This is a genomic window from Halomonas sp. LES1 (assembly GCF_031846005.1).
Classification (GTDB): Bacteria; Pseudomonadota; Gammaproteobacteria; order Pseudomonadales; family Halomonadaceae; genus Halomonas.
The window spans coordinates 558,583-582,355 of record NZ_JAVRGC010000002.1; the positions used below are offsets into that span (position 1 = coordinate 558,583).

19 protein-coding genes and 1 pseudogene are annotated in these 23,773 nt (G+C 64.2%); 14 read left to right on the forward strand and 6 right to left on the reverse strand.

Annotation, left to right across the window (positions count from 1 at the left end; all coding sequences use genetic code 11):
* Window positions 1-92: 92 nt before the first annotated feature.
* Complete coding sequence (locus RM463_RS06810) at window positions 93-2,063, reverse strand: nitrate- and nitrite sensing domain-containing protein (protein ID WP_311429500.1); 1,971 nt, start codon at window positions 2,061-2,063, stop codon at window positions 93-95.
* A gap of 467 nt (window positions 2,064-2,530) precedes the next feature.
* On the opposite strand from RM463_RS06810, the gene RM463_RS06815 reads away from it, so the two are divergent.
* The 12 genes and pseudogenes from RM463_RS06815 to RM463_RS06870 all read left to right on the forward strand — a co-directional run bounded on the left by RM463_RS06815 (window position 2,531) and on the right by RM463_RS06870 (window position 18,652).
* A complete protein-coding gene (locus RM463_RS06815) occupies window positions 2,531-3,862 on the forward strand; it encodes a diguanylate cyclase (RefSeq protein WP_311429501.1) in 1,332 nt (443 codons plus the stop codon).
* The gene (locus RM463_RS06820; protein ID WP_311429502.1) at window positions 3,859-5,595 is read left to right on the forward strand and encodes an EAL domain-containing protein; all 1,737 of its coding nucleotides are present in this window, start codon (window positions 3,859-3,861) and stop codon (window positions 5,593-5,595) included. Before RM463_RS06815 ends, RM463_RS06820 begins: the two co-directional genes overlap by 4 nt.
* Window positions 5,596-5,702: 107 nt before the next feature.
* Window positions 5,703-8,228 carry an EAL domain-containing protein gene (locus tag RM463_RS06825; RefSeq protein ID WP_311429503.1) on the forward strand — a complete coding sequence of 842 codons (2,526 nt, stop codon included), beginning with the start codon at window positions 5,703-5,705 and terminating at the stop codon, window positions 8,226-8,228.
* Window positions 8,229-8,319: 91 nt separating this feature from the next.
* Window positions 8,320-10,260, forward strand: a complete 1,941-nt coding sequence (locus RM463_RS06830) for a methyl-accepting chemotaxis protein (protein WP_311429504.1) — start codon at window positions 8,320-8,322, stop codon at window positions 10,258-10,260.
* 342 nt (window positions 10,261-10,602) lie between these two features.
* On the forward strand, window positions 10,603-12,018 hold the full coding sequence (fliD, locus tag RM463_RS06835) for a flagellar filament capping protein FliD (RefSeq protein WP_311429505.1): 1,416 nt from the start codon (window positions 10,603-10,605) through the stop codon (window positions 12,016-12,018).
* Between the two features lie 301 nt (window positions 12,019-12,319).
* Window positions 12,320-13,690, forward strand: a complete 1,371-nt coding sequence (locus RM463_RS06840; protein ID WP_311429506.1) for a FliC/FljB family flagellin — start codon at window positions 12,320-12,322, stop codon at window positions 13,688-13,690.
* Between the two features lie 88 nt (window positions 13,691-13,778).
* Window positions 13,779-13,994: a hypothetical protein gene (locus tag RM463_RS06845; RefSeq protein WP_311429507.1), complete on the forward strand. Its 216-nt coding sequence runs from the start codon at window positions 13,779-13,781 to the stop codon at window positions 13,992-13,994.
* A gap of 240 nt (window positions 13,995-14,234) precedes the next feature.
* Window positions 14,235-15,128: a transposase gene (locus RM463_RS06850; RefSeq protein WP_311429508.1), complete on the forward strand. Its 894-nt coding sequence runs from the start codon at window positions 14,235-14,237 to the stop codon at window positions 15,126-15,128.
* A 426-nt stretch (window positions 15,129-15,554) separates the two neighbouring features.
* The gene (locus tag RM463_RS06855; protein WP_311429509.1) at window positions 15,555-15,713 is read left to right on the forward strand and encodes a hypothetical protein; all 159 of its coding nucleotides are present in this window, start codon (window positions 15,555-15,557) and stop codon (window positions 15,711-15,713) included.
* 238 nt (window positions 15,714-15,951) lie between these two features.
* Window positions 15,952-16,526 (forward strand): annotated as a pseudogene (locus RM463_RS06860) (lysozyme-like domain containing protein).
* 417 nt (window positions 16,527-16,943) lie between these two features.
* Window positions 16,944-18,032 carry a Tar ligand binding domain-containing protein gene (locus tag RM463_RS06865; RefSeq protein ID WP_311429510.1) on the forward strand — a complete coding sequence of 363 codons (1,089 nt, stop codon included), beginning with the start codon at window positions 16,944-16,946 and terminating at the stop codon, window positions 18,030-18,032.
* A complete protein-coding gene (locus tag RM463_RS06870) occupies window positions 17,981-18,652 on the forward strand; it encodes a methyl-accepting chemotaxis protein (protein ID WP_311429511.1) in 672 nt (223 codons plus the stop codon). Before RM463_RS06865 ends, RM463_RS06870 begins: the two co-directional genes overlap by 52 nt.
* A gap of 100 nt (window positions 18,653-18,752) precedes the next feature.
* Here RM463_RS06870 and RM463_RS06875 read toward each other — a convergent pair whose 3' ends face one another.
* Window positions 18,753-19,046: a hypothetical protein gene (locus tag RM463_RS06875; protein WP_311429512.1), complete on the reverse strand. Its 294-nt coding sequence runs from the start codon at window positions 19,044-19,046 to the stop codon at window positions 18,753-18,755.
* Between the two features lie 109 nt (window positions 19,047-19,155).
* Between RM463_RS06875 and RM463_RS06880 the strand changes: the two genes are divergently transcribed.
* Window positions 19,156-19,377: a DUF2835 family protein gene (locus RM463_RS06880; protein WP_311429513.1), complete on the forward strand. Its 222-nt coding sequence runs from the start codon at window positions 19,156-19,158 to the stop codon at window positions 19,375-19,377.
* Window positions 19,378-19,804: 427 nt separating this feature from the next.
* Here the strand turns inward: RM463_RS06880 and RM463_RS06885 are convergent, their stop codons facing one another.
* Window positions 19,805-20,602, reverse strand: coding sequence for an EAL domain-containing protein (locus RM463_RS06885; RefSeq protein WP_311429514.1), 798 nt, complete (start codon window positions 20,600-20,602; stop codon window positions 19,805-19,807).
* A gap of 246 nt (window positions 20,603-20,848) precedes the next feature.
* Between RM463_RS06885 and RM463_RS06890 the strand changes: the two genes are divergently transcribed.
* Window positions 20,849-21,835 (forward strand): OmpA family protein, encoded by a 987-nt coding sequence (locus tag RM463_RS06890; RefSeq protein ID WP_311429515.1) that lies wholly within the window; start codon window positions 20,849-20,851, stop codon window positions 21,833-21,835.
* Between the two features lie 10 nt (window positions 21,836-21,845).
* Here the strand turns inward: RM463_RS06890 and RM463_RS06895 are convergent, their stop codons facing one another.
* The 3 genes from RM463_RS06895 to yacG form a co-directional block, all read right to left on the reverse strand.
* Window positions 21,846-22,535 carry a hypothetical protein gene (locus RM463_RS06895; RefSeq protein WP_311429516.1) on the reverse strand — a complete coding sequence of 230 codons (690 nt, stop codon included), beginning with the start codon at window positions 22,533-22,535 and terminating at the stop codon, window positions 21,846-21,848.
* A gap of 79 nt (window positions 22,536-22,614) precedes the next feature.
* The gene (locus RM463_RS06900) at window positions 22,615-23,508 is read right to left on the reverse strand and encodes a DNA replication terminus site-binding protein (protein WP_311429517.1); all 894 of its coding nucleotides are present in this window, start codon (window positions 23,506-23,508) and stop codon (window positions 22,615-22,617) included.
* Entirely contained in the window at window positions 23,505-23,735 is a 231-nt protein-coding gene (gene yacG, locus RM463_RS06905) for a DNA gyrase inhibitor YacG (protein WP_311429518.1), read from the reverse strand. The genes RM463_RS06900 and yacG overlap by 4 nt, the downstream gene beginning before the upstream one ends.
* Window positions 23,736-23,773: the final 38 nt, after the last annotated feature.

Genomic DNA, 23,773 nt, shown 5'->3' on the forward strand with positions numbered 1-23,773 from the left:
GTTGGCGCCAGACCAGCACGGACACACAAGGACTCCGTCTATTCTATCGGCCGTCGTCGCCAGGACTTTACTTTGCGACGCCGGCCCTTGCCTCAGGCTGGCTCCATCTGTCGCCGTGCGGCCGGCAGCTGCCGGGCCGGCGCGCCGCGCTGGGTGACCGTGAAGCGGCCGGCCAGCCGCGACATATCAACGGCCTGCTGGTCCAGCGAACGGCTGGCGGAGGCCACCTGTTCCACCAGTGTCGCATTCTGTTGAGTCACCTCCTCCAGCTGTGTCAGCGCCTGGTTGATCTGCTCGATGCCAGCCGACTGCTCGCCGGTCGCCGCCGAGATGTCGTGCATCAGCTCGGCCACCTGCCTCACCTTGAGAGTAATGGCCTGTAGCGTGGTGCTGGTGTCATTCACCAGGGCTTCCCCGTCGTTGATGCGTGCCACGTTATCGTCGATCAGGCGACGGACCTCCCGTGCTTCCTCGGCGCTGCGGCTGGCCAGCTTGCGTACCTCCTGGGCCACTACCGCAAAGCCGCGGCCATGCTCCCCCGCGCGGGCCGCCTCTACCGAGGCGTTGAGGGCCAGCAGATTGGTCTGAAAGGCGATGCTGTCGATGGTCTCGACGATGCAGGTGACCCGCTGGTTGGCAGCATGGATCTGCTGCATGGCGTGGCTGGCGCCCTCGGCGACCCGGCTGGCCTCGTTGGCCTGCTGGTTCATCTCCTCGGTCATCCGCTCCGCCTGGCGGGCATTGTCGGCGGTGCTGCGCACGGTGGCGGTGATCTGCTCCATGCTCGAGGCGGTCTCCACCAGCGAGGCAGACTGCTCCTCGGTGCGCTGGGCCAGGTCCTGGTTGCCCTGGGCGATCTCGCCGCTCGCCACCTCGACCGAGTGTGCGTTGTGTTGAATGCTGCCCACCAGGGCTTCGGTCTCCTCCGAGGCCTTGTTGAAGGCGCCATAAAGGCGTGACAGCTCATCCGTTCCCGGGGCTTCCAGACGCTGGGTAAGATCGCCGCCGCGCCCCCGGATGCTGGCGAGGTTGCGGAACAGTGGAGCCAGCAGGCTGCGAACGGTCATCAGCGCAAGCACGATGGCCAGGCCGGCCGCGACAGCGGCAACGATCAGATAGGCTGTCAGGCCCCGGTAGGCCTCCTCGCGCAGCCGAGTGGCTTGCGCCAGGATGTCTCCCACCATCCTGTTCTCCACCTTCTTGAGGTGCTGAATCTTCAGGGTCTGCTGGTCGAACCAGTGTTCGGCACCGATGCCATAGCCGCCTCGCGGGCCGCGCTCGATGGCGGTCTGACGCATGTCGCCGAGCCTTGCCATATCGGCACCATGCATCAGGCGTTTCAGGGGGTCCCCATGCTCGGGGTTGGCCAGCGCCTCGAAGCTGTCGATAAATGCCGCTTCACGTCCGGTCAGGGAGAGCAGGCGACGGTGGGTCGCCACCGACATGCTGTTGGTGCCGAAGCTGTTGGCCAGCAGGGCGCGCTCGATGCCGGCAAGATCCTTTGCCTGGAGCAGGCCGGTGTAGGCGGCGAGCCGACGGGTGATATCGGCATCATCCGCGAGGTGGGCCACCCGGCCGATCATCGCGATCAGTTCGCCGTTCAGCGCGGTGTAGTCCACTACCGCCGGCTCGGCGCCAATCGAGAGCTCGAGCACCTGGCGACGGAGCGCCGGCAGGGTCCTCAGCAGGCGATGAATCGTGGCGATACGCTCGCCGAACTCGCTGTCGAGCGTCTCGGGGTCGAGTTCGCCCGCCGTCGTGGTGAAGATCGTGATCCGCGCGTCGGTGGCGGGGTGCTGACGCGGCGCAAGACGGTCATTAAAGCTGCGTCCCCCGCTGCCGATATAGCCACTGGACATGCCCCGCTCGCGTTGGAGCTCATGCACCAGGTCACCGGTTTGCGAAGAGAGTTCGGCGAGTGTCGTCAGCTGCTCCATATTGCCTGCCAGTTGCTGGCGCTCGAGGATGCCGATCAGGGCGAACCCCGTCAGCGCCAGCAGCGGCAGGGTCAGGGCGACGACAAACTTCCAGCCCATGGGGATGCGGTTCAACAGCGCTGTCATTTCGGTATCTCCCGGCCCTTACAGGGGCCTTCAGAGGTAGGCCAAGGTTCGTGGGGCAGGGAGGGGGCGACCGCTGTTGGTGGTGTTATGAGGGATCGGCTAGCGCCTGCCTGGCCTGGCTATCGACCCGTCTGGAGGCGGCTTTAGTCAAGCTGTTGTGGGGTGAAGGTTGTTCTGACCTGGGTCAATAAACAGGGCCGGATGGGTGCGGGCATCATGCAAAAGGCAGTGTGAAGAGGAAGAGTGAAAGGAGAAGGGGTATGTCGGCATGTTTCGCTTATCCTGATATAGATCAAGATGATGTGGGAAAAGTAGTGTAGCGTTCAGCTTTTTGGCAGTGCTGCCTGCTCCGTCGGCCTGTCTGTTGTTCTTTGTAACTGTTCTTTGTATCTGCTCCTTGTATCAGCCAGCAATAACAGGAAGGCAACATGCCGAGCCGACAGTGTGAGTCAAACCTGGGGGACGGAATGCTCGTCGCAGACAATCAGGCTGGAGTGGAGCCGGCGCCGTCGGCCCGTGGCGCGAGAGGAGAGGAGGCGGCCGGTCACGGGAACACCATTGCGGCGCTGCGTCAGCGCCTCAATCAACTCTCCATTGCGGTCGAGCAGAGCCCGGTCGCCATCGCGATCACGAATACCAGTGGTCAGATCGAATACGTCAACCAGCGCTTTCTCGATGTGACGGGCTATGGCCGCGAGGAGCTGCTGGGCAAGACGCCGGCGGTGATTCAATCGGGAGAGACGTCCTCCGCGGTCTATCGGGATCTCTGGGAGACGCTGAAGGCCGGTGAGGTGTGGCGTGGTGAAATACGCAACCGGCGCAAGAGTGGCGAGTGCTACCTGGAAGCCGAGGTGATTACCCCGGTGCGCGATGATCAGGGCAGTGTAATCAGTTTTGTCGCCATCAAGGAGGATATCACCGAGCGTCGCCGCCAGGAGCGCGAGCTCGAGCTGCTGGCAACGGTTTTCCAGACCGGGCAGGCGACCATGATTACCGACGCCGAGATGCGGATCGAGCGCGCCAACCAGGCATTCACCGATATCACCGGGTATCGCGAGGAGGAGGTGGTCGGCAAGACCCCCAAGATCTTCAAGTCGGGGCGCCATGGGAAGGCATTCTATCGGCGATTGTGGCAGTCGCTTCTTGACACCGCGCACTGGCAGGGTGAGATCTGGAATCGCAACAAGTTCGGCGAGGTCTATCCCTTGTGGCAGTCGATCACCGCGGTACACGATGACCAGGGCGAGATCCGCCATTTCGTTGCGGTGTTCCACAATATCACCGAACGCAAGCGCATGGAGGACGAGCTGGAGCGCCAGGCAACACGGGATCATCTCACCGGCGCCTTCAACCGACGCGCCTTCGATGCCACCCTCTGCCATGCTCTGGAACAGGCCGAAAGGGATCAGGCACCTTTTTCCCTGCTGTTATTTGATATTGACCACTTCAAGCAGGTCAACGACCGCCATGGTCATGATGTCGGTGACGCCATCCTCAAGCGCCTCGCCGAACGGGTCGCGAGGACGCTGCGCGCCACCGATATCCTGTGCCGCTGGGGCGGCGAGGAGTTTACGATTCTGCTGCAGGACACCCCTCTCAAGGGGGCGGCCAGCTTCGCCGAACGTCTGCGTCAACGGGTCGCCGAGGCGCGCCTCAACGGCCTGGCGGTGACGATCAGCACCGGAATCGCCGAGTACCGCCCGGGTGATGATACCGGCTCGATGTTGGCCCGGGCCGACGATGCCCTCTATCGCGCCAAGCAGGCGGGGCGCAACTGCATTAGGGTGGAAAGCGAATGATGACGACGCTGATGCAGGAGGCCTTCCATCAGGCGGGCGAAGCGATGGTGATTGCCGATGCCGGCTTCAAGGTGCTGGCCGCCAATGACGCCTTCGCCGAGCTGGCCCGAGTGGAGCCTGCGCAGGTGCAGGGGCTTTGCATACGCGAGCTGCTCGACGAAAGCCGCCTGGCCATGGATTTCTGCGAGATGCTGCGCGGCGGTGACCATGTGAAGGCCGAGCTCATGTTTCGCAACCGGATGGGGCAGAGTGCACCCGTGCTTCTCTCCCTGTCATGTATTCGGGATGCCGATGGCGGGCGCGATCACTATCTGATGGTGCTCTCCGATCTGATGGCGTTGGCTTCTTCTGGCCGCAAGGTGGGACGGGAGGTCTACTTTGACGCCCTGACAGGGCTGCCCAATCGCGAGCTGCTCGGTCAGTTGCTGAATGAGTCCATCGAGCATGCCAAGCGGCGTGGTGCCCAGCTGGCGCTATGTGTTCTCGATGTGGATCACTTCAAGGCCATCAACGACAGCCATGGCCAGGAGATAGGCGATCAGCTGATTACCCAGCTGGCCCATCGCATCAGCCATCTCGTGCAGGGTGATGACATCCTGGCGCGCATCGGCGGCGATGAATTTGCCCTGCTGCTTCAACAGGGGGCCGATAAGGAGACGCTGACCTGGCTGCTCAACAGCATCTCGGCACCGCTGTTTCTCAAGGGGGCCACGCTCAGGGTGACGGTCAGCCTGGGGGTGGCCCTCTACCCTCAGGACAATGTGGATGGCGATGTCCTGCTGCGCCATGCCACCCAGGCGATGCATCGTGCCAAGCAGCAAGGCCGCAACAACTTTCATGTCTTCGACTCGCGCTTCGACCGTGAACTGCAGGCCAGAGAGGAACAGCGCAGGCGCTTCCGGCAGGCCATCACCGACAACGAGCTCTGCCTGCACTACCAGCCTCAGGTCGATATGTTCGACGGCCGAGTGATCGGGCTGGAGGCGCTGGTGCGTTGGCAGCACCCCGAGAAGGGGCTGCTGCTGCCGGGGGCCTTCCTGCCGCTGATCGAAGGCAGCAGCCTCGATGATCTACTCGGCGAGTGGGTGCTGGAGGCAGCGCTGCGCCAGCTCCAGGCCTGGGGCAGGGAGGGCCTTGAGCTACCGGTCAATGTCAATATCAGCCCCACCCATCTGCTGTCGGATGACTTTGTGGAGCGCCTCTCGCTGATGCTGTCACGCTACCCGGAGGTGCCCGTCACGCGCCTGAAGCTGGAAATACTCGAGAGTACCGCCCTGGGCGACTTGCCGGCGGCGCTGGAGACCATGCGCCGCTGCCAGGCGCTGGGCATCGACTTCGCCATCGACGACTTCGGCACCGGTTACTCCTCGCTGACCCATATGCGACAGCTGCCGGTTGACCTGATCAAGATCGACCAGAGCTTTGTGCGCGATATGCTGGATGACCCCGGTGACCTGGCCATCGTCGAGAGCGTTATCTTCATGGCCAATCGCTTTCAGCGACCGATGCTGGCAGAGGGCGTCGAGACCATCGAGCATGCCAGGCGGCTGCTGGCGCTCGGTTGCGGCCAGGCCCAGGGCTATGGCATCGCCAAGCCCATGCCCAGCAGTGACTTGCCGGGCTGGCTCACCGAGTGGGCCGGGCAGCATGAGTGGACGGCGCTGGCCATGCAGGTGACACCGCCCTCGGCAGAGGGCCCGCCCCGCACGCGTGCCTGTCGGCTGACCAGTTGATGGCCGCCTGGGTGGCTGGCGGCCTCGGCGCTATCCGGTGCGTCGTTACCGCGGGCCGTGTCAGTCTTGTCCTGACGCTATTTTCATCCTGACCTTATGAGACCCAAATGGCGCAAGATTTCCCCGTAGACCGCATCATGCAGACCAGCCTGTTGAGCTGCCGGCGCCAGACGCCGCTGTGCGAGGCGGCGGCGATGATGGCAGAGCGGTGCTGCAGCGCCATCCTGGTGATGGAGGAGGGCCGCGCCGTTGGTATCTGGACCGAACATGACTGCCTGAGTATCGATTTCGATGACCCCGCCGCCATGCGGGTGCCGATCGACGAGGTGATGAGCTCGCCGGTGGCCACCCTGCGCCAGGGGGCGTCCATCGGTGAAGCGGCCCTGCACTTCGCCAGCGAGGGGCATCGCCACTTGCTGGTTGTCGACAGGCGCCAGGCGCCTTTGGGGATCATCACCCAGACCGATGTCGCCTTGAACCAGGGGCTGGAGCCCTATCTGCGCTTGCGCGACGTGGCCAGCACCATGCGTGGCCGGCCGCTGCAGCTGTCGGGTGATACGGGGCTGGGCCAGGCGGCGCGCCGGATGAAGCAGGCCGGCTGCGATGCCGCCGTGATCGATTGCGGCGCGGGCGCGCTGGGCATCCTGACCGAGCGTGATATGGTGCGCTTCGTCGCCCGCCACCCGGGGGGAACGTCGGTCGGTGGGCTGGCCAGCCGGCCGCTGCTGACCGTACAGGCAAGCGACGCGCTGCTGAAGGCGCGTGATCTGCTGATCGATCATCGGGTACGTCACCTGGGGGTATTGAGCGACCAGGGGGAGGTGGTGGGATTGCTGGGATTTGGCGATATCCTGCTCGGGGCCGAGCATCTCTATCTCAAGGATCTGCGTGAGGCGCTGGAGCAGCGCGACCGGGCACTGACCCAGTCACGCCTCCATCTGCAGATGGCCGAGAAGGTGATCGACTCCTCGCTGGAGGGGGTCATCATCACCGATGCCGATACGCGTATCGAGTTCGTCAACCCGGCCTTTACGCAGATGACCGGCTACACCCTGGAGGAGGCGGTCGGGAAAACGCCGGCCATGCTCTCCTCAGGGCGTCAGAGTGCCGCCTTCTATCGCGAGATGTGGGAGACCCTGCAGGAGCAGGGCTGCTGGCGCGGCGAGATCTGGAACCGGCGCAAGAGTGGTGAGCTCTATCTGGAGCTGCTGACGATTACCGCCATCCATGATGAAGAGGGCGAGGTGACCCATTACGCGGCGCTGTTCAGCGATATCACCTATATCCGCGAGAACGAGGAGCGCGTCAAGCGACTCGCCTACTATGATCCGCTGACCGGCCTGCCCAATCGACGCCTGCTCGACGACCGCCTGAAGCTGGCGCTGCGCCACGCCCACCGCCAGGGCAGGCGCCTGGCGGTGATCTTTATCGATCTCGATCACTTCAAGCAGGTCAATGATGCCCTGGGGCATGCCGCCGGTGACGAGCTGCTGCTGCGTGTATCGCAGCGGCTGCACGCGGGGCTGCGTGAGGATGACACCCTGGCGCGGCTCAGTGGTGACGAGTTTATCGTGCTGCTCAACGATGTGGAGGAGGTCGACCAGGTCACCCGGGTGGCGCGGCGCCTGATCGACACCATCGGCGAACCCTTCAAGATCGACGGCCAGGTGTTTCGGGTCGGCTGCAGCCTGGGCATCGGCCTCTATCCGGACGATGCCACCACGGCCTCCGCGCTGGTGCGCTGCGCCGACTCGGCCATGTATCAGGCCAAGCAGGAGGGTCGCAACACCTATCGCCTGTTTCGAGCCGACATGCATCAACAGGATGCCGTCTGCCTGCAGCTGGAGACCGACCTGCGCAATACCGCCGAGACCGGAGAGGGGCTTGGGTTTCATCTCCAGCCGCTGATCTGCCGCGACAGCGGCGAGGTGGGAGGCGCCGAGGCGCTGCTGCGCTGGCAGCACCCCACCCGCGGAGCGGTATCGCCCGGCGAGTTTATTCCGCTTGCCGAGCGCTCCGGGTTGATCCTGCCGCTGGGTGAGAGGCTGCTGCATCTGGTGGCGGGCCAGCTGCGCCGCTGGCTCGATGCCGGCTACATGCCGCCGCGCATCGCGATCAACCTATCGGCCAGGGAGTTCTGGCAGTCTGATCTGGTCGGTCGTGTGCAGCGGGTCTACCGCGACTACCGCCTGCCGCCCGGCCAGATCGGCTTCGAGCTCACCGAGAGCGTGCTGCTGGACAAGTGGCAGAATGCGATAGCCATCCTCAAGGGGTTGCGCGAGCTGGGCTGCCGGCTCTCCATCGATGACTTCGGTACCGGCTACTCCTCGCTGAGCTATCTGCAGGAGCTGCCGGTGACCACCATCAAGATCGACCGCAGCTTTATCCAGGGGCTCGGCGAGAGTCGAGGCAGCACCGCCATCGTCGCGGCGGTCACCGGCATGGCCAGGGAGCTGGAGCTGCGGGTGGTGGCCGAAGGCGTGGAGACCCAGGCACAGCTCGATGCCCTGTCGCGCTACCCCGTTCATCTGATACAGGGGTTCTTCACCGGCCGCCCGACAACGCCGGCCATCTTCGCCGAGCGCTATCTGGCCAGGCGTGAGCAGGCAGTCACCGAGGGGTGGGGGGGCTAAAGTTTCGGATGGCGCCGCCGATAGATCGGGCCAATGCCGAGGCGTGTGGCACCCGCACGCCGCCCGATCCACTCCACCCATGAGTGCTTCCATGTTCACCTCACTGCGTTTTCGCCTGCTTGTCGCCACCCTGGCGGTGATCATCCTCGCCCTGGTGCTCAACACCACCGCCAGCTATCTCACCGTGAAGTCCCACAACGACGATCAGGTGGCCGGTAACCTGGCCGCCGTGGCCAGCGGCAATGCCCGGGCCATCGGTCAGTGGCTCGATGCCCGCACCACCATGCTCGAGGCCGTGCCAACGCCCGAGGCGGGGACCAGGGCCGGGGCCGAGATTGAGACTGGAACCGGGGTTGAAACCAGTGCCGAGCCCGATCAGGCATCGCTGCCCGCGCTCAAGCAGCTCGCCGCCTCGGGCGGCTTCCAGATGAGCTATCTGGCCGATGCCGAAAGCGGCGATACCATCTTCTCCAACGGCTTCGAGGCCCCGGCGGACTTCGACCCCCGGGAGCGTGGCTGGTACCGTGCCGCGGTGGAGGCGGGCAAGCCCATCGTTACGCTGCCCTATGTGGATGTGGCGACCAACGAGCTGGTGGTGACCCTGGCCGCGCCCATGCGACGCGACGGACGGCTGATCGGTGTGGTCGGCGGCGACGTGGCGATCGGCACCATCGTCGATAGCGTGGGAGCCATCGAGCCGACACCGTCGAGCTTCGCCTTCCTGGCCGCCGCCGACGGCACCCTGATCGCGCACCCCGACCCCGAGCTGGCGCTGGAGCCGGTCTCGCGGCTGGGAGCAGGGCTCGATGCCGAGCGCCTGGCGACGCTTGCCGCCACGGGCGAGCCACAGGCCATGATGCTCGGCGAGCAGGCCGTGCGGCTGTTCGCCGAGCGTATCCCCGGCACCGACTGGCAGCTGGTGGTGGCCCTGGATAACCATGAGGCCACCGCCGGTCTGCGCGGCGTACTCACAAGCTCGCTGATCACCCTGGTGGGGGTCGCCCTGGCCGCCGCCCTGCTGTTGGGTGTGCTGCTGCGCCTGGCCTTTCGTCGCCTGCTGGTGGCCCGCGATGCCATGGCCAATATCGCCAGCGGCCAGGCCGACCTGACCCGGCGCCTGCCCGAGCAGGGGCAGGACGAGGTGGCCCAGATCGCCGCCGCCTTCAACCGCTTCGTCGCGCGCATGGAAGAGGTGATGCGCACCATCCGCGACAGCAGCCAGCAGGTGCGCCTGGCCGCCGGCGAGATCACCCACAGCAACCAGGACCTCTCGCGGCGCACCGAGAGCGCCGCCGCCAGCCTGCAGGAGACCTCCGCCTCCATCGAGCAGATCAGCAGCACCGTGAGCCATACCGCCGACTCCGCCCGCGAGGCCAATGGCCTCTCCCAGTCGGCCACCGAGGTGGCCGGCAGGAGCGGCGAGGAGATGCGGCGGGTGGTCACCACCATGGAGGAGATCCAGGACGCCTCGGGTCAGATCGCCGATATCGTCAAGGTGATGGACGGCATCGCCTTCCAGACCAATCTGCTGGCGCTCAATGCCTCGGTGGAGGCGGCCCGCGCCGGCGAGGCGGGGCGTGGCTTCGCCGTGGTGGCCAACGAAGTACGCCAGTTGGCCACGCGCAGCGCCGAGGCCTCCCACGAGATCCGCGAGCTGATCGAACGCTCCGAGGCCAGGGTGAAGGGCGGCACCGCCTTGGTGCATCAGGCCGGCGAGACCCTGGAGACGCTGGTCGGGCAGGTGAATCGCGTGGCCGAGGTGCTCGGCGAGATCACCGCTGCCACCAGCGAGCAGAGCGATGGCGTCGGCCAGGTCAACCTGGCGGTGGCCGATCTCGACCGGGTGACCCAGCAGAACGCCGCCCTGGTGGAGGAGTCCAGCGTGGCCGCCGAGCAGTTGAAGGAGCAGGCCGGCCGCCTGGCCGAGGCCGTGGAAAGCTTTACCCTGAGCGAGCGGGGCCAGGGTGGCGAGAATGTGGCGCCTGGCGCACCACGCACGGCCGGCCGTCATGCCGCGCCGCAGCCGGCCTGACAGTACTCGCGGTACTCGGCACTCCTGTAGGCCGGATAAGCCAAAGGCGCATCCGGCGGAGCCGGCCCTACAGGCACTTCGCCCCGCCGGTGAGCCGGTCCACCCAGGCGGTCACATTGCGTGCCCCGCGCTGGATCTCGCCGACGATAGTCTCGATGAGAGGCTCGTATTCGTTTGGCCGATAAATGCCAGCGTGTGGCCAGTAAGTGGCCGGTAATGGGCTTATTGGCCGGTAAATGGCCGGTAATGGGCGGAGCGGTTAAAGTTATCCTACCGATGGCCGATGCCAGGTAGCAATATCACCCTATTCTTCGTCAGTCGTTGGCTTGACAGGAGCGTCTTATGGCAAGTATCTCATCTCTCGGCATCGGCTCGGGGCTGGACCTGAACGGGCTGCTCGACCAGCTACGCGACGCCGAGCGGGGCAAGCTCGAGCCCATCGTCGCCCAGCAGCAGCAGCAGGAGTCGCGGATCTCGGCGCTGGGCAAGCTGCAGTCGGCCATGACCCAGTTCGACGACAGCGTGGCGACCCTGAACGACGCCTCGCTCTATGAGAGCCTCTCGGCCAGCGGGGGAGGGGACGCGCTCTCCGCCAGCGTGGACGCCACCGCCCAGCCGGGCAGCTACAGCGTGGAGGTAAGCCAGTTGGCCACCGCCGGCACTCTGGCCACCCAGCGCGTGGCGGCGCCGGATGCCGATATTATCGGCGATACCGCCACGAGCCTCGAGCTCACTTTCGCCGAGAAGGACGACCAGGAACCGCCGCAGAACGTCACGGTTAGCGTCGATGTCGCCGTCAACAGCACCCTCGAGGATATCCGCGACGCCATCAACGCCAAGGAAAACGCCGGGGTCAGCGCCTCCATCGTCAACGATGGCGAGGGCTACCGCCTGGCGCTGAACTCCAGCGAGACCGGCGAAGAAGCCTCCATCGAGACAACCAACTTCAAGAGCATCCTTTCGACCGACACTCAGAACGTCATCGATGCGGACAACACCAACAAGGTGATCGCACAGGCCGGCCAGGATGCCGCCCTGAAGGTCAACGGCATCGATATCACCAGCGCCAACAATACCGTGGAAGGCGCCATCCAGGGCGTCACCCTGGATCTCAAGGCCACCACCGGCGACGGCCAGCCCACGACCCTGAAGGTGGAACAGGACACCCTCAAGGTGCGCGAGGCGGTTTCTGGCTTCGTCAAGTCGTTCAATGCCCTCAAGGAGACCATCGGCACGCTGACCAGCTACAACAGCGAAACCGGCCAGGCCGGCGAGCTCAACGGCGACCGCACCGTGCGTACCGTGGAGTCGCGCCTGCGCAGTGTGCTCTCCGGCGGCGTGCCCGGCAGCGAGCTCAGCATGCTCAGCGAGGTGGGCATCACCCTGCAGCGCGACGGCACCCTGGAGCTGGACGAGGATGTGCTGAGCGATCAGGTCAGCGGCAATATGGCCGCTCTTGGCGAGTTCTTCGCCGGCAGCGAGGGCAGCTCCGGCATGGCCGAGCGCGTAGGCGACACCTTGGGGCGTATGCTCGATGATGAGAGCGGCCTGGTATCGCGCTCCATCGAGGGCGCCGAGGGGCGCATGGAGCGCCTGGGCGAGCGCTATACCCGCATGGAGGCGAGCGTGGAGCGCACCATCGACCGCTATCGCACCCAGTTCGGCCAGCTCGACGCCATGATCGCCAATATGAACCAGACCAGCAGCTACCTCACCCAGCAGTTCGACGCCCTGGACGCCCAGCTCGGCCGTAAATAACCCCACCTGCCATTCCGAGTGACCTCCTTGCTTGTGACATGCGCCCCGGCCGCAAGGCCCGGGGCGCTGCCGTTCCGTGCAGGCAAAGCGGTATAGGCCAAACGCGCCGCCTGGCCCCGGCGCCCGGCCTGTCAAGCCGCCCAGGCCAAAAAAATCGCGTTTCACCCTAAAGTTCGCTCAACAGCGGTCGTTAAATGGAGTAACGGCCAACGGCGCCGTTGTGGCAGGCCCGCTGGGCCTTGGGTAACACACGCAGCGGGCCCGCCAATGGAGCCCTCAACTACCGGGAAGGAATCACACCATGTCCGTGATCAATACCAACATCACCTCGATGATCGGTCAGCAGAACCTGAACGAGTCGAAGAACGCCCTGACCACCAGCATGGAGCGTCTCTCCTCCGGCCTGCGCATCAACAGCGCCAAGGATGATGCGGCCGGTCAGGCCATTGCTAACCGCATGAGCGCCCAGATCACTGGTCTCTCTCAGGCGAGCCGTAACGCCAACGATGGTATTTCCATCGCGCAGACCGCTGAAGGTTCCTTGAACCAGATCAACGATAACCTCCAACGCGTTCGTGAACTGACCGTTCAAGCCCAAAACGGCACCAACTCCGATTCTGACCTTCAATCCATTCAAGACGAAGTAAATCAACGTCTCAACGAAATCAATCGCATTTCAGAAGAAACAGATTTCAATGGCGTTAAAGTGCTCTCTGAAGACGTTAGCACTATTGCGATTCAAGTCGGAGCTAACGACGGTGAGAGCATTAGTGTAAATCTCGAAACTATTAATCAGAAATCGCTCAGTCTTGATGGGTTTGATTTGTCGAGCACTTTGCGAGATGTGTCCGCAGCAGAAGACCGTTACTCATCTGATTCTGTACTTTTTAATAAGACTGACATGCAGGCTGAAGGTACCGTAACTACTGCTTCTGAGCTTGATTCAGCTGGAACGTCAATTGATGGTTATGAGTTTGGCGGTGAGGCGCTTACTACGGGGAACTATGAAGTTAGAACCTTCGAAGGTGAGCAGTATGTAGTCGGTACTGCTGGCGATGTTGATGGTAAAGTATTTTCTATTGATTCTGTCGACGAAGCTTCAGGAGCTCTGACAGTCAATATTGGCAACGAAATTACTGGTCAAGTTGCTAGGGCAGAAGGTGACCGTGGAAGTTCTTTTGACTTCCAAGATGGCACTTCTGGTATTACAGCCAGCGATTATGATATTAGTGTAGTGACTAATAATAGTGGTGATCGCCTAGCACGCGCGGTAGATGATCAAGGTGGTATCTCTTATTACGATATTAGTGCTGAGGGAAAAGCGCAAACTGACGGTAGTGTAAGCATTACGTTAGGCAGTGAAGTGGCTGAAGGCACAGGTGATCTTGCTGGCGTTACTACCGACCCTATGAAAAAGCTGGATGATGCGCTATCAAAAGTTGACAGCCTTCGCTCTGAGCTGGGTGCGGTTCAGAACCGTTTCGAAGATGCTATCAGCAACCTGAGTACTAACGAGACCAACCTCTCCGCTGCCCGCTCGCGCATCGAAGATGCCGACTACGCGACAGAAGTGGCCAACATGACCAAGAACCAGATTCTGCAACAGGCGGGTACGTCGGTTCTGGCACAGGCTAACCAGCTGCCGCAGAGCGTGCTGTCTCTGCTGGGCTAAGACTTGCTCTAAGGGAAGCAGCTACCCCTTTGGCAATGCCATCGAACCGGCCCCATTACGGGGCCGGTTTTTTATTTCTGGAGGCGGCATGACGGCGGATGAGCACCAGCGCGTGATCGATGAACTTCAAGCTGTTATCGACGATACCCAGCACACCCTCGACCGCTTCGAGGCAACCGACATGGCGTCCGAGATGCCGGAGGACGTTGAACAGCTTCACGCTATTCTCGATCGTGCGGTCAGGGACCAGAAGGCGCACACGCTGCGCATGCTAACTAAAAATAAAGGACACCCACTTACTTGACGGCACGCCCCGGCCGGCTATGTTGACAAACAAGCCTCCTGCCGAGGGCTTCCCCATGGCCCAGCCCCGCTCCACGCTGATCTCGCTCGAAAGCACACCCTGGTACCACCTGGTCAACCGCTGCGTGCGACGCGCGTTCCTCTGTGGTGTCGATAGCGTCAGCGGCAACAGTTACGAACACCGGCGCGGCTGCATCAGCTGGCGGGGCTCTTTGCCATCGACGTGGCGGCCTACGCGGTGATGAGCAACCACTACCATCTGGTAGTGCAGGTGGACGCCCGGCGGGCCGCCGAGTGGAGCGACGACGAGGTGCTGTACCGCTGGACGCGGCTCTTCAGCGGGCCACTGCTGGTGCAGCGCTATCGCGCCGGTGCCGATCAGTTACCGGTGGAGGTGGCGGCGGTTAGGGCGCTGGTCGCGACTTACCGCGAACGGCTGGCGGATGTCTCCTGGTTCATGCGCGTGCTGAATGAATCCATTGCCCGCCAGGCCAACGCCGAGGACGGCGCCAAGGGGCGTTTCTGGGAGGGGCGTTTCAAGAGCCAGGCGCTGCTCGACGAGTCGGCGATTCTCGGCGCCATGGCCTATGTGGATCTCAACCCGATCCGCGCCGGTATGGCACAAACCCCCGAGGCCTCCAACTTCACCTCGGTTGCCGAGCGCCTGGCCGAGCTGTCAGGTGACGACGAGATGGCCGGGTGGGAGGCAAGGCGGGAGGCAAGAGTGGAGACACCTGATGAGCCGGCCCCCGAAGATGCGGCAACGCCGGCCAGCCAGCTGCCGGCCTGGTGCGAGAGCCTGCCACTCCAGCCGCTGATGCCCTTCGATGCCACCGCTCGGCTGCCCGCGGCCATCCCCTTTAGCCTGGAGGACTACCTGGAGCTGGTCGAGACCACCGGCCGCAGCCAGCGCCCCGACAAGCGCGGGCTGATAGAGGGCCACACTCCCCGGCTGCTCGACCGCCTGAACATCGACCCCGAGGCCTTCATCGCCGCTTCCACCATGCTGCTCAAGCGATTCGGCAGCGCCGTGGGCACACCGGCCAGCCTCACTTCCTGTTGCGCCGCCCGCCAGGCGCGACATCTACGCGGCATGCGGATGGCGCGTGAGGTGTTCGAGCGGCAGGTGGCCTAAGATTCAGGCCGGCGGGCATCAGGTTGTCTTTCACGCCCTTGGGACAGGTCAGGATCTAGTAGATACGTTCGGTGGTCGCCAGGTAGTAAGGTGCATAGCAGACTGGGCGTGAAGTCGGTGGGAGTGCCGCCTAGGCTCGATAAGCCAAAGATGCATCGGGTGTGATACTGACGCCCACTCTATGTCCGGTGCGCTGGTGCTTACCGGGCCTACGGATCTGGGTGGTCCACCGGGTTTGGATGTTCCACGCAGTGTCCTGTGTTCGGGATTCACTGTAATGCGGCTGATCATCACGCCAGACTGCAAAGCACCTAGAAAAGACACCTGGCTGTGTGATAACTCGGCCAATATTGCCTGGTTATCGTTTCCAGGTCCGGGCAGAAGAGGAGACATGTATCACAGCGGATGAACACCAACGGGTGATCGATGAGCTGCAAGCCGTCATCGACGCACACCCTCGAACGCTTCGAGGCCACCGGCATGGTGACCGAGATGCCCGAAGACTACGACCAGCTGCTGGCGATTCTGGATGACGCCGTGACCCGGCAGCGGGCGCATACGCGGGTGATGCTGGATCAGGCGTAGCGGCCAGGGCTACCTATCGGAGATAGAGTCGGGCAAGAAGGGTGGCTCGCTAGGTGTGTTGAAGCGAATCGCCGGGGTTCTGGGCCTGGAGCAGGATGATCTGACATAGTGCGGCGGTTCATCCATGCGAGCCCCTTGCCTGCAAGACGAGGAGAGTCACCATGTTGTCGATACGCCAGGGAGCGGCCTGGAGACCGTGGGTCGCCGTGCCGCGCTGCTGACGCTCTCGGGCTGCGCCATGCTGGCGCCGTCTCCGCCGGCGAACCAGACCAACGTCTGCGAGATCTTCCGCGAGCAGCCGGAATGGTACGACTATGCCCGGGCTTCCCAGGAGAAGTGGGGCACGCCGATCGCCACCCAGATGGCCTTTATCCAGCGGGAGTCGAGCTTTCGCAGCCATGTGAAGCCGCCGCGCACGAAACTGCTCGGCTTTATCCCCTGGGCCCGGCCGTCGTCGGCCTACGGCTATGCCCAGGCGCAGGGTCCGGTGTGGGGCGAGTATGAGGCCGACGCCGGGCACTTCTTCGCGCGGCGCACGCACATGAAGCATGCCACCGACTTCATCGGCTGGTCAACGCGCGTACCCGGCGCATGACCGGCGTCTCGCTGCACAACCCGGAGCATCTCTATCTGGCCTACCACGAGGGGCAGGGCGGCTATCGCCGTGGCAGCTGGAAGGGCAAGCCGGCGGTGCGGCGCGCCGCCCGCGATGTGGCCAACACCGCGGCGCGCTATCGACGCCAGCTGTCGAGCTGCGAGGCACAGTTCCGCTGCGACGGCTGGCTGGAGGTATGGCCGTTCTGTCGCGGTTAGGCGGGGAGTCTTTTGCTTTACAGCTCTCCCACTCATCCTTGGCGTGGGCGACGCTTCGGCTGTGGCTCGTCTCACGGTCGGCAGGGCTCCCTGACGGAGAGAGGTTTCCTGCCAGGCGGTAGGGCACTCGATGCCTGGGTCGCCTCGCTGACGCGATCGACCAGTTTTCCCCCTTCATGCACGGCCTCGCCGTTGCGCTCGCTCGGTGGCGGTGATGTCGCTCCACAGCGACTCGATGGCAGCGAGGTCCTGCTCCGCGTTCTCCAGGTGCATGTCAATATTCTGGCGGGCCCGGTATTTCCTTTGAATAAAAATTGATAGGAGGCTAATAGTTAAAGTTTCTCCCTGCCACGCCGATAACACTTTCTTAGACTTCCGCGGCCCCGGCCGTGCGGCATCCATTGAAGAGAGAACTTGATGCGCAATCTATCCATTCGTGCCCGCCTGTTGACGGCTTTCGGTATCCTGGTGGCGTTGATCCTGGCGATCAGCGCGCTCAGCCTGCACGCTCAGGGCGTCAGCGGTTCTGCGCTGCATGACCTGGCGCGCATCAATCTCGCCCAGGCCAATGCGGCCAACCGCATGGAGGTCAATATCGCCGAGATGCGCAACCATATCGTGCGCTTCGGGGAGTACAGCCGTGCCGATCAGGAAGCGAAGGCGGCCAGCGAGATCGCCCTGGCGGGAGAGGCGCTGCAGCGCGCGGAGGAGCGCATCGAGGCCTTTCGCAATGTCACCATTGGCGCCTCCAGCGAACGGGCGCGTTTCCTGGAGGCTATCGGCGCCACCTACGCCGAACTGGTGAGCCCCGGCTTCAAGGAGGCGCTGCTCGCCGGCGATATGGAGGGCATCTTCGCCTACCGTGGTCAGGTGACCGAGGCGGGGAATCGCCTGGCCGAGCTGGTGCGCGACTTTATCGGTTTCTCCGAGGCGCGTGCCGAGATGCGCTATGCCAAGGTGGAGTCAATGGCGACCTGGATGGATCGTCTGCAGCTGGCGGGGGTGGTGCTTGCCCTGCTGATCGCCGGGGGGCTCTTTGTGCTGATCACCCGCCGCGTGGTGGCGCCGCTGCGCGAGGCGGTAGAGCACTGTGAGCGTATCGCCAAGGGGGATCTGACCCGGGCCATCTCGGACCAGGGGCGCAACGAGATTGGTCGGCTGCTAGGTGCGCTTTGCGACATGCAGGAGTGGCTGCGCCAACTGGCGGGCACCCTGCAGCAGAGCAGTGACAGCGTAGCCACCGGTGCGGCGCATATCGCCGCGGGCAGCCAGGATCTCGCCTCACGCACCGAGGAGCAGGCCTCGGCGCTGCAGGAGACCGCCGCCAGCATGGAGCAGATTGTCTCGACGGTGCGCCAGAACACTGAGACCGCCGGGCGCGCCAATCAACTTTCCCGTGAGGCGGCCCAGCAGGCCGAGTCCGGGCCCACGAGGTCGAGGAGACAGTGGCCAAGATGCGCGACATGGAGGAGAGCTCGCGGCGTATCGGCGAGGTCATCGAGTTGATTGACTCCGTCGCCTTCCAGACCAATATCCTGGCGCTCAATGCCTCGGTGGAGGCGGCCCGCGCCGGCGAGCATGGCCGTGGCTTTGCCGTGGTGGCAAGCGAGGTACGTACCCTGGCGAGCCGTACGGCAGACTCGTCCCAGGAGATTCGCCGCATGATCGAGGAGGTGACGCGTCAGGTGAGCGAGGGCTCCAGCCAGGCGGGGCGCAGTGGCGAGAAGATCCGCGAGGTGGTGGATGCCATTCGCCAGGTCGCTGGTCTGGTCGATGAGCTGGCGCTCTCGGCCACGGAACAACAGTCCGGTGCCGACCAGATCGGTGCCGCCATCACGCAGATGGATACCGTGACCCAGGAAAATGCGTCTCTGGTGGAGCAGACTTCCACGGCATCGGCCAACCTGGAGGGCGAGGCCAGGCGCCTGGCGAAGCTGACTGGCTCCTTCAGGCTGAATGCCGCCGCGCACGGTACGGGAGAGGCGCACTCCGTGGCGCCTCTCATGCCGCCCAGGGAGGCTTCAGCGGACGATCGCAACCAACAGCTGGGTGCTGAAAAGGCCAAGGTGCCGGTCGGCGGGGCGATGGCCAATACCCGCGAAGAACCCCAGTGGGAAGCGTTCTAGGGACAGCTTGGCGGAGGATGCAAGGCCATGATTCCGCTGTCAGCTGGCTCTGGGGCACCGGTCCGCTGTGCGGGCCGGTGTTTTAGCGCGGGAGAAGCGGTCAGGTCGGCGTCATGGCGCTGCCAGCGCGTGCGATGGTGTCGTAGCGACTCAGTGCCAGCTCGGCCGAGGGCGGGCCGGCACCGCGGCTGTCATTGGTGTCGGCTGCCGCGGCCGGGCGCTCGGAGGTTGCATCAAGCGAGGAGGAGCCTTGCTGCCTGTCGTCATTTACCCCCTCGCGGGCATCGTCCATTTCGCTCTGCTGCTGTGCCAGCTCCAGCTGTGCCGCCATCATGTAGCCGCGGGCACGGGCGGCGACCTGGTGGTCCTTGGGTGAGGGGTCGGCGGGGGCCAACCACGGTTGTCGCAAACATGATCTACCTCGACCGAAAGGGCCCGCCGGGCGGGCCGCGTTTCTGGTAGAGTATTAACATCTTCTGTTTTTGCTGCAACTCGCCCCGCCCATGCCCAGTATCGATGTGGTCATCGAACTCAGCTACGAAGCCTGCCTGGCCCACTACGAGGGGCGGGTGGGCCAGGTACATACTCGCAGCCTCGACGGTCGGCGAGTGGTGTTTCCCGCCGAAGCGCTGCGACGTGTGGTAACGCGGACTGGCGTGAGTGGTATCTATCGGCTGACCTTCAGCGACGCCGGGCGCTTTCTCGCCATTGAACGCCTGGGATAAACCCGGGGCGGACCGAGACCCTGGCCTGCACTTCCTTCGGTGAAGGCTTATATAAACGGTGCAGCTCGGCTAGCATACTTCGACTCTTCCCTCGCTTTTCGGTGCCATTTGCATGCAGCGTCGCGATCTCCTTGCCGTACTGGGGTGCCTGATGGTGGCGCCTGCAACCCTGGGCGGATGCCGACCCGCTGTTTCGCCAGGCTGACCAGGCGATGTATACCGCCAAGCGCCACGGCAAGAACTGGCTGTATATCGTGGCTGCCTGAGGCGACCAACCAGGGCTATCGCCGATAAATCGGGTTCCCACAATGGCTTGTAGACCCGGTAAGCGATAGCGCACCGGGCGTGGTGGGGATCCACGATGTGGCCGGATGCACCATCGGCTATCCGGCCACATGTTCCCGAGACTGTTCACACCAGTCTGCAATTAACCTTCTTGAAGCCCGCCTCGAAGCTCTCGCTGCAGCGCCTTCAGGCGCGGAGAGAGGTCCTCTCCCAGGGATTCGAGTGACGGCCTGGCATAGAAGAAACCCTGCTGTTGGGTCATGCCGGCGCGTCCCAGCCAGAGGGCTTCTTCGCGGGTTTCTACGCCTTCGGCAATCACGGTGATCTCCAGCTCGGTTGCCAGCCGGCGAATGGCATGCAGCAGCGCCTGGCGACGACGGTCCTGATGGCAACCCATGACCAGCTCCCGGTCCACCTTGATCTTGTCGGGTTCCAGCACGGTGAGCAGGTCCAGATTGGCATAACCGCTGCCGAAGTCATCGAGGGCGGTGGTAAAGCCCATTTCACGATAGCTGTTGACGATTCGCTTGAGGTGGGCCCGGTCGACAACGCGCTCGGTTTCGGTGAACTCGAAGACCAGCCGGTCGGTGGGCCAGCCAACCCTTCGCGAGGTCTCGAGTGTGGCCTGGATGCAGGCTTCCGGCTCATACACCGCATTGGGCAGGAAGTTGATCGACAGCCGCTCGCGCATGTCCAGTTGGCTGGCCAGTTCGATGGCCTTGATGCGACACGCCTGGTCAAAGCGGTACATCAGGTCATCGGTCACCTGCGAGATCACGCTCCAGGCGGATTCATTGCCGGGCCCCCTTACCAGGGCCTCGTAGGTGGTCACCCGGGCGCCGGCAAGATCAACGATAGGCTGAAAGGCCATGGTGAAGTCGAAAGGTAGCGGCCCATCGCAACGGGCGCAGCGGTGAGGTCCTCGAGCACACTGGGGCATTGCGTGTCCTTGCAGCGGTGGGCGATATGGGGGTTCCATCGTGGCGATGATCGAAGAGGCACATCGTGCAGCATCAATGATTGCCCTATCGGCCAGGCAGGATAAAGCTTGAGGCGCCAGGGTGGCATTTTTGGCCGGTTCGAGAGCAGGTCCGTGAAGGGGCGCAGCAGTCGTAAGCTTGTGCTGGGGGGGGTGTCACCCTAAGGTTGCACTTTTTCGCGTAAATTCTGGAAAGGCCCGGGCACCATGATCGACGAGCACCGCGGACGCGGGCGACACGCCAACCTGATGCAGCCGCTGCCGCCGGATGATGACCCGGGCGGCTGGATGATCAGCTATATCGATGTGATGACGCTGCTGGTGGTTCTGCTGGTGCTGATCATTGCGCTCGGGAGTATCGGTGTCGGGCCGAGTCTGGTGAATTCTGACGAGATGGAAGCCGAAGCAGCGGCATCGACACCGGCGGTGCCGAGACTGGGTATTCCTCTGCCCGAGTTGCTGCATGAGGCGAGGCTTCGGCGCCGGAGCGCCCCCCTGCCGGCAGGGGAGCTGGCACCCTCGGCCATTTCGGCGGCGCTGGGCGTGGCGGGGCTCCCCGACCGTGGGCCGACGCCGCCATTGCCGCTGGCTCGCCGCTCGCCTGATGGGCGCGCACCGGCACCGGTTTCGGCACCGTCCATGGTGCTGCCCAGCGGCCTGGACCTTGATGCACCGCTCGCCAATACCCTGCTGATCCTGACGGACAATCCCCCGGCCGGATTTCAGGAGGTGGACGAGCGGGCGATAGCCGGGGCCCGTTTCGTGTCGGAATCACTGCCCCAGGCACCTTATCTGCCCGACCTGGAGGGCATGGAAGTGTCGCGGGTTCCCGAAGGCGTGCGGCTGCGGGTCGAGGACCGGCTGCTCTTCCCCACGGCCGACGCCGAGCTGACCGATGCGGGGGCCGCGCTGGTTGCCGGTCGGCTGCGCGAGCTGGTGGAGCGCTACCCAGGGGAGGTCTCGGTGGAGGGGCACTCGGATAGTCGTCCGATCAGCACCGAGCGCTTCCCCTCCAACTGGGCGCTCTCCAGCGGGCGTGCCATCGCCATTGTCGAGGCGCTGGTGGCGGCAGGGGTTGAGCCATCGCGGCTGCGCGCCGTGGGGATGGCGGATACGCGGCCGCTGGAAAGCAACGAGACGGCCGAGGGCAGGGCGCGTAATCGGCGGGTCGAGGTGATGATTCAGGCCCGATGATCGGCGGCCGCTAATGGGCCGGCTCCTCCGCTCGTCGGGTGTTCTCCAGCAGCCTCAGCATGGAGGGGAGCTGGCTGGGGTGCAGCATCAGCAGGCTCTCCCCCTCGGTGTTCCCGCAGGGCGTGATAACCGCAAACTCGCCCTCCTCGAGATGAAACTCATGCACTTCTCTTTCGCCTTCCGCCAGTCGAAGGTGGATGGAGCGGTAGGGGGCATCCTCACCATAGATAAGCCGGTGATAGACCTTGAACAGGGTATACAGCGCGAGGCCATCGGTGAAGGCGGGCCAGCGCGAGGGGTTGTGGCGGGTCTCTTCATCGATGGCGAGACCGGCCTGTTCGGCACGCTCAATGGCCTTCACGAGTGGCCTGGCGAGCAGCTCGCCAGGGTTTCCCGTGTCGTCAGCCTGGTACTCGAAGGTCTCACGATGATGGGCTTCGAGGGCACGCAGTTCGTCGAGAGAGCCGAGGCGGTAATCGCCATGGCGTAGCGACTCCGGCGCACACTCGCCGTTTTCCCAGCCATGGATGAGTCGTACTAGAAGGGTACGTTGTCGCAGGGGGCGGGTCACCAGCTCGGCCAGGGCGACTTGCAGGTGCAGTAGCCGTTCCGTTGCCATATTGCCAAAGGCGGTATAAGGGTCGGTAAAGATCCTGTGCAGGCGGCCTGGCGCGTGCTCCTTGGCTTCGGTGAAGGGCATGGCATGAATCCATTGGCGGGTGAAGGTGGGGTGCGAGAGAACACTACATCGGTGTCGACCAGCAGGTTGTCAGCTTGATTCAACGATAACGATAGACCCGCAGGCTGGGCAGGAAGGGCTCATCCTCGAGCTTCTCGTCGCGTCGGCGGGCGCGGGTGCGGGTCTCGGGGGGCTGCAGGGGCGGCAGGTTATGGTCGGGTAGTCGGCCATCCGGCGAGGGCACGAACAGCGGCAGGGCGACGTTCATGGCGCGCCGGGTGCGGCCATCCTCCAGCGGCTCGCGATAGAAGAGGTTGGCGCGCATCAGCGGGGCCTGGCGCTGCACCTGGGCGAGGGGCTCTCCGCTGGGAATGCCGGCAAGCTTGCGCAGCTGGATGCGGATATGCGGCGCCTCGCTGTCGAAGGTCAGCAGCTTCTGCTCGGCTTCCCGCACCGTCAGTTTCTTGATCGAGCGCCCGCTCGAGTACCAGGCCAGACGCACCCGGGTCAGCGGCGCCTCGCTTGCCGGAATGGCCCGCCAGCACTGCTTGAGGTGGACCCGGGCCAGCCCCTCGCCGCGCAGGTGGTCGTGCAGGGCCGGGTGGCGGAAGGGCAGCACCGCCTTGGCCTCGGGAATCAATGACGGCGCCTGGTCGCGTATTTTGGCGGTCAGGGCCGCGAACGCCGCCTTGGTGGCATTGGCCGCCGCCACGGCCTCCATGACCTCGTCACCGGCCGCCACCAGGCCGATATAGGCACGGGTGGCGCGACCGTCCTGGCCATCCTGATACCAGACATCCTGCAGCGCCTCGCGCAGCCAGGCCGCGGCTCTTTCGCCGTCGACCGGCTCGGGTTCGCCGAAGATCCAGCAGGCGCCGGGGGCGCGAGCATGGGCCTCGGCCACCGCGGCGGTGGTCTCGACCAGGGCGTCGAAGGCCGCCTCCAGCTCGGCAAGCAGGCGGTACTCGGGGCGCTGGGAGGATGAGCTGGTCATGGTTCGTCCTGGAAGCCGCGCTCGGCGCGCAGGATCATCTCGTCGATCTCGGTCTCGTCCATGGCCGGTTCACCGGCGATGCGGTGGCTGCCATCGGCCCAGGCGCCGAGATCGATCAGCCGGCAGCGTTCGCTGCAGAAGGGGCGGTAGGGGTTCTCATCGCGCCATTCGACCTTCTTGTAGCACTGGGGGCAGGCGACTTCCAGGGGGCGTTGTGATTGGCTCATGGGGGCTCCGTGGCTCTGGATCTATCGAGGGGGGAGGG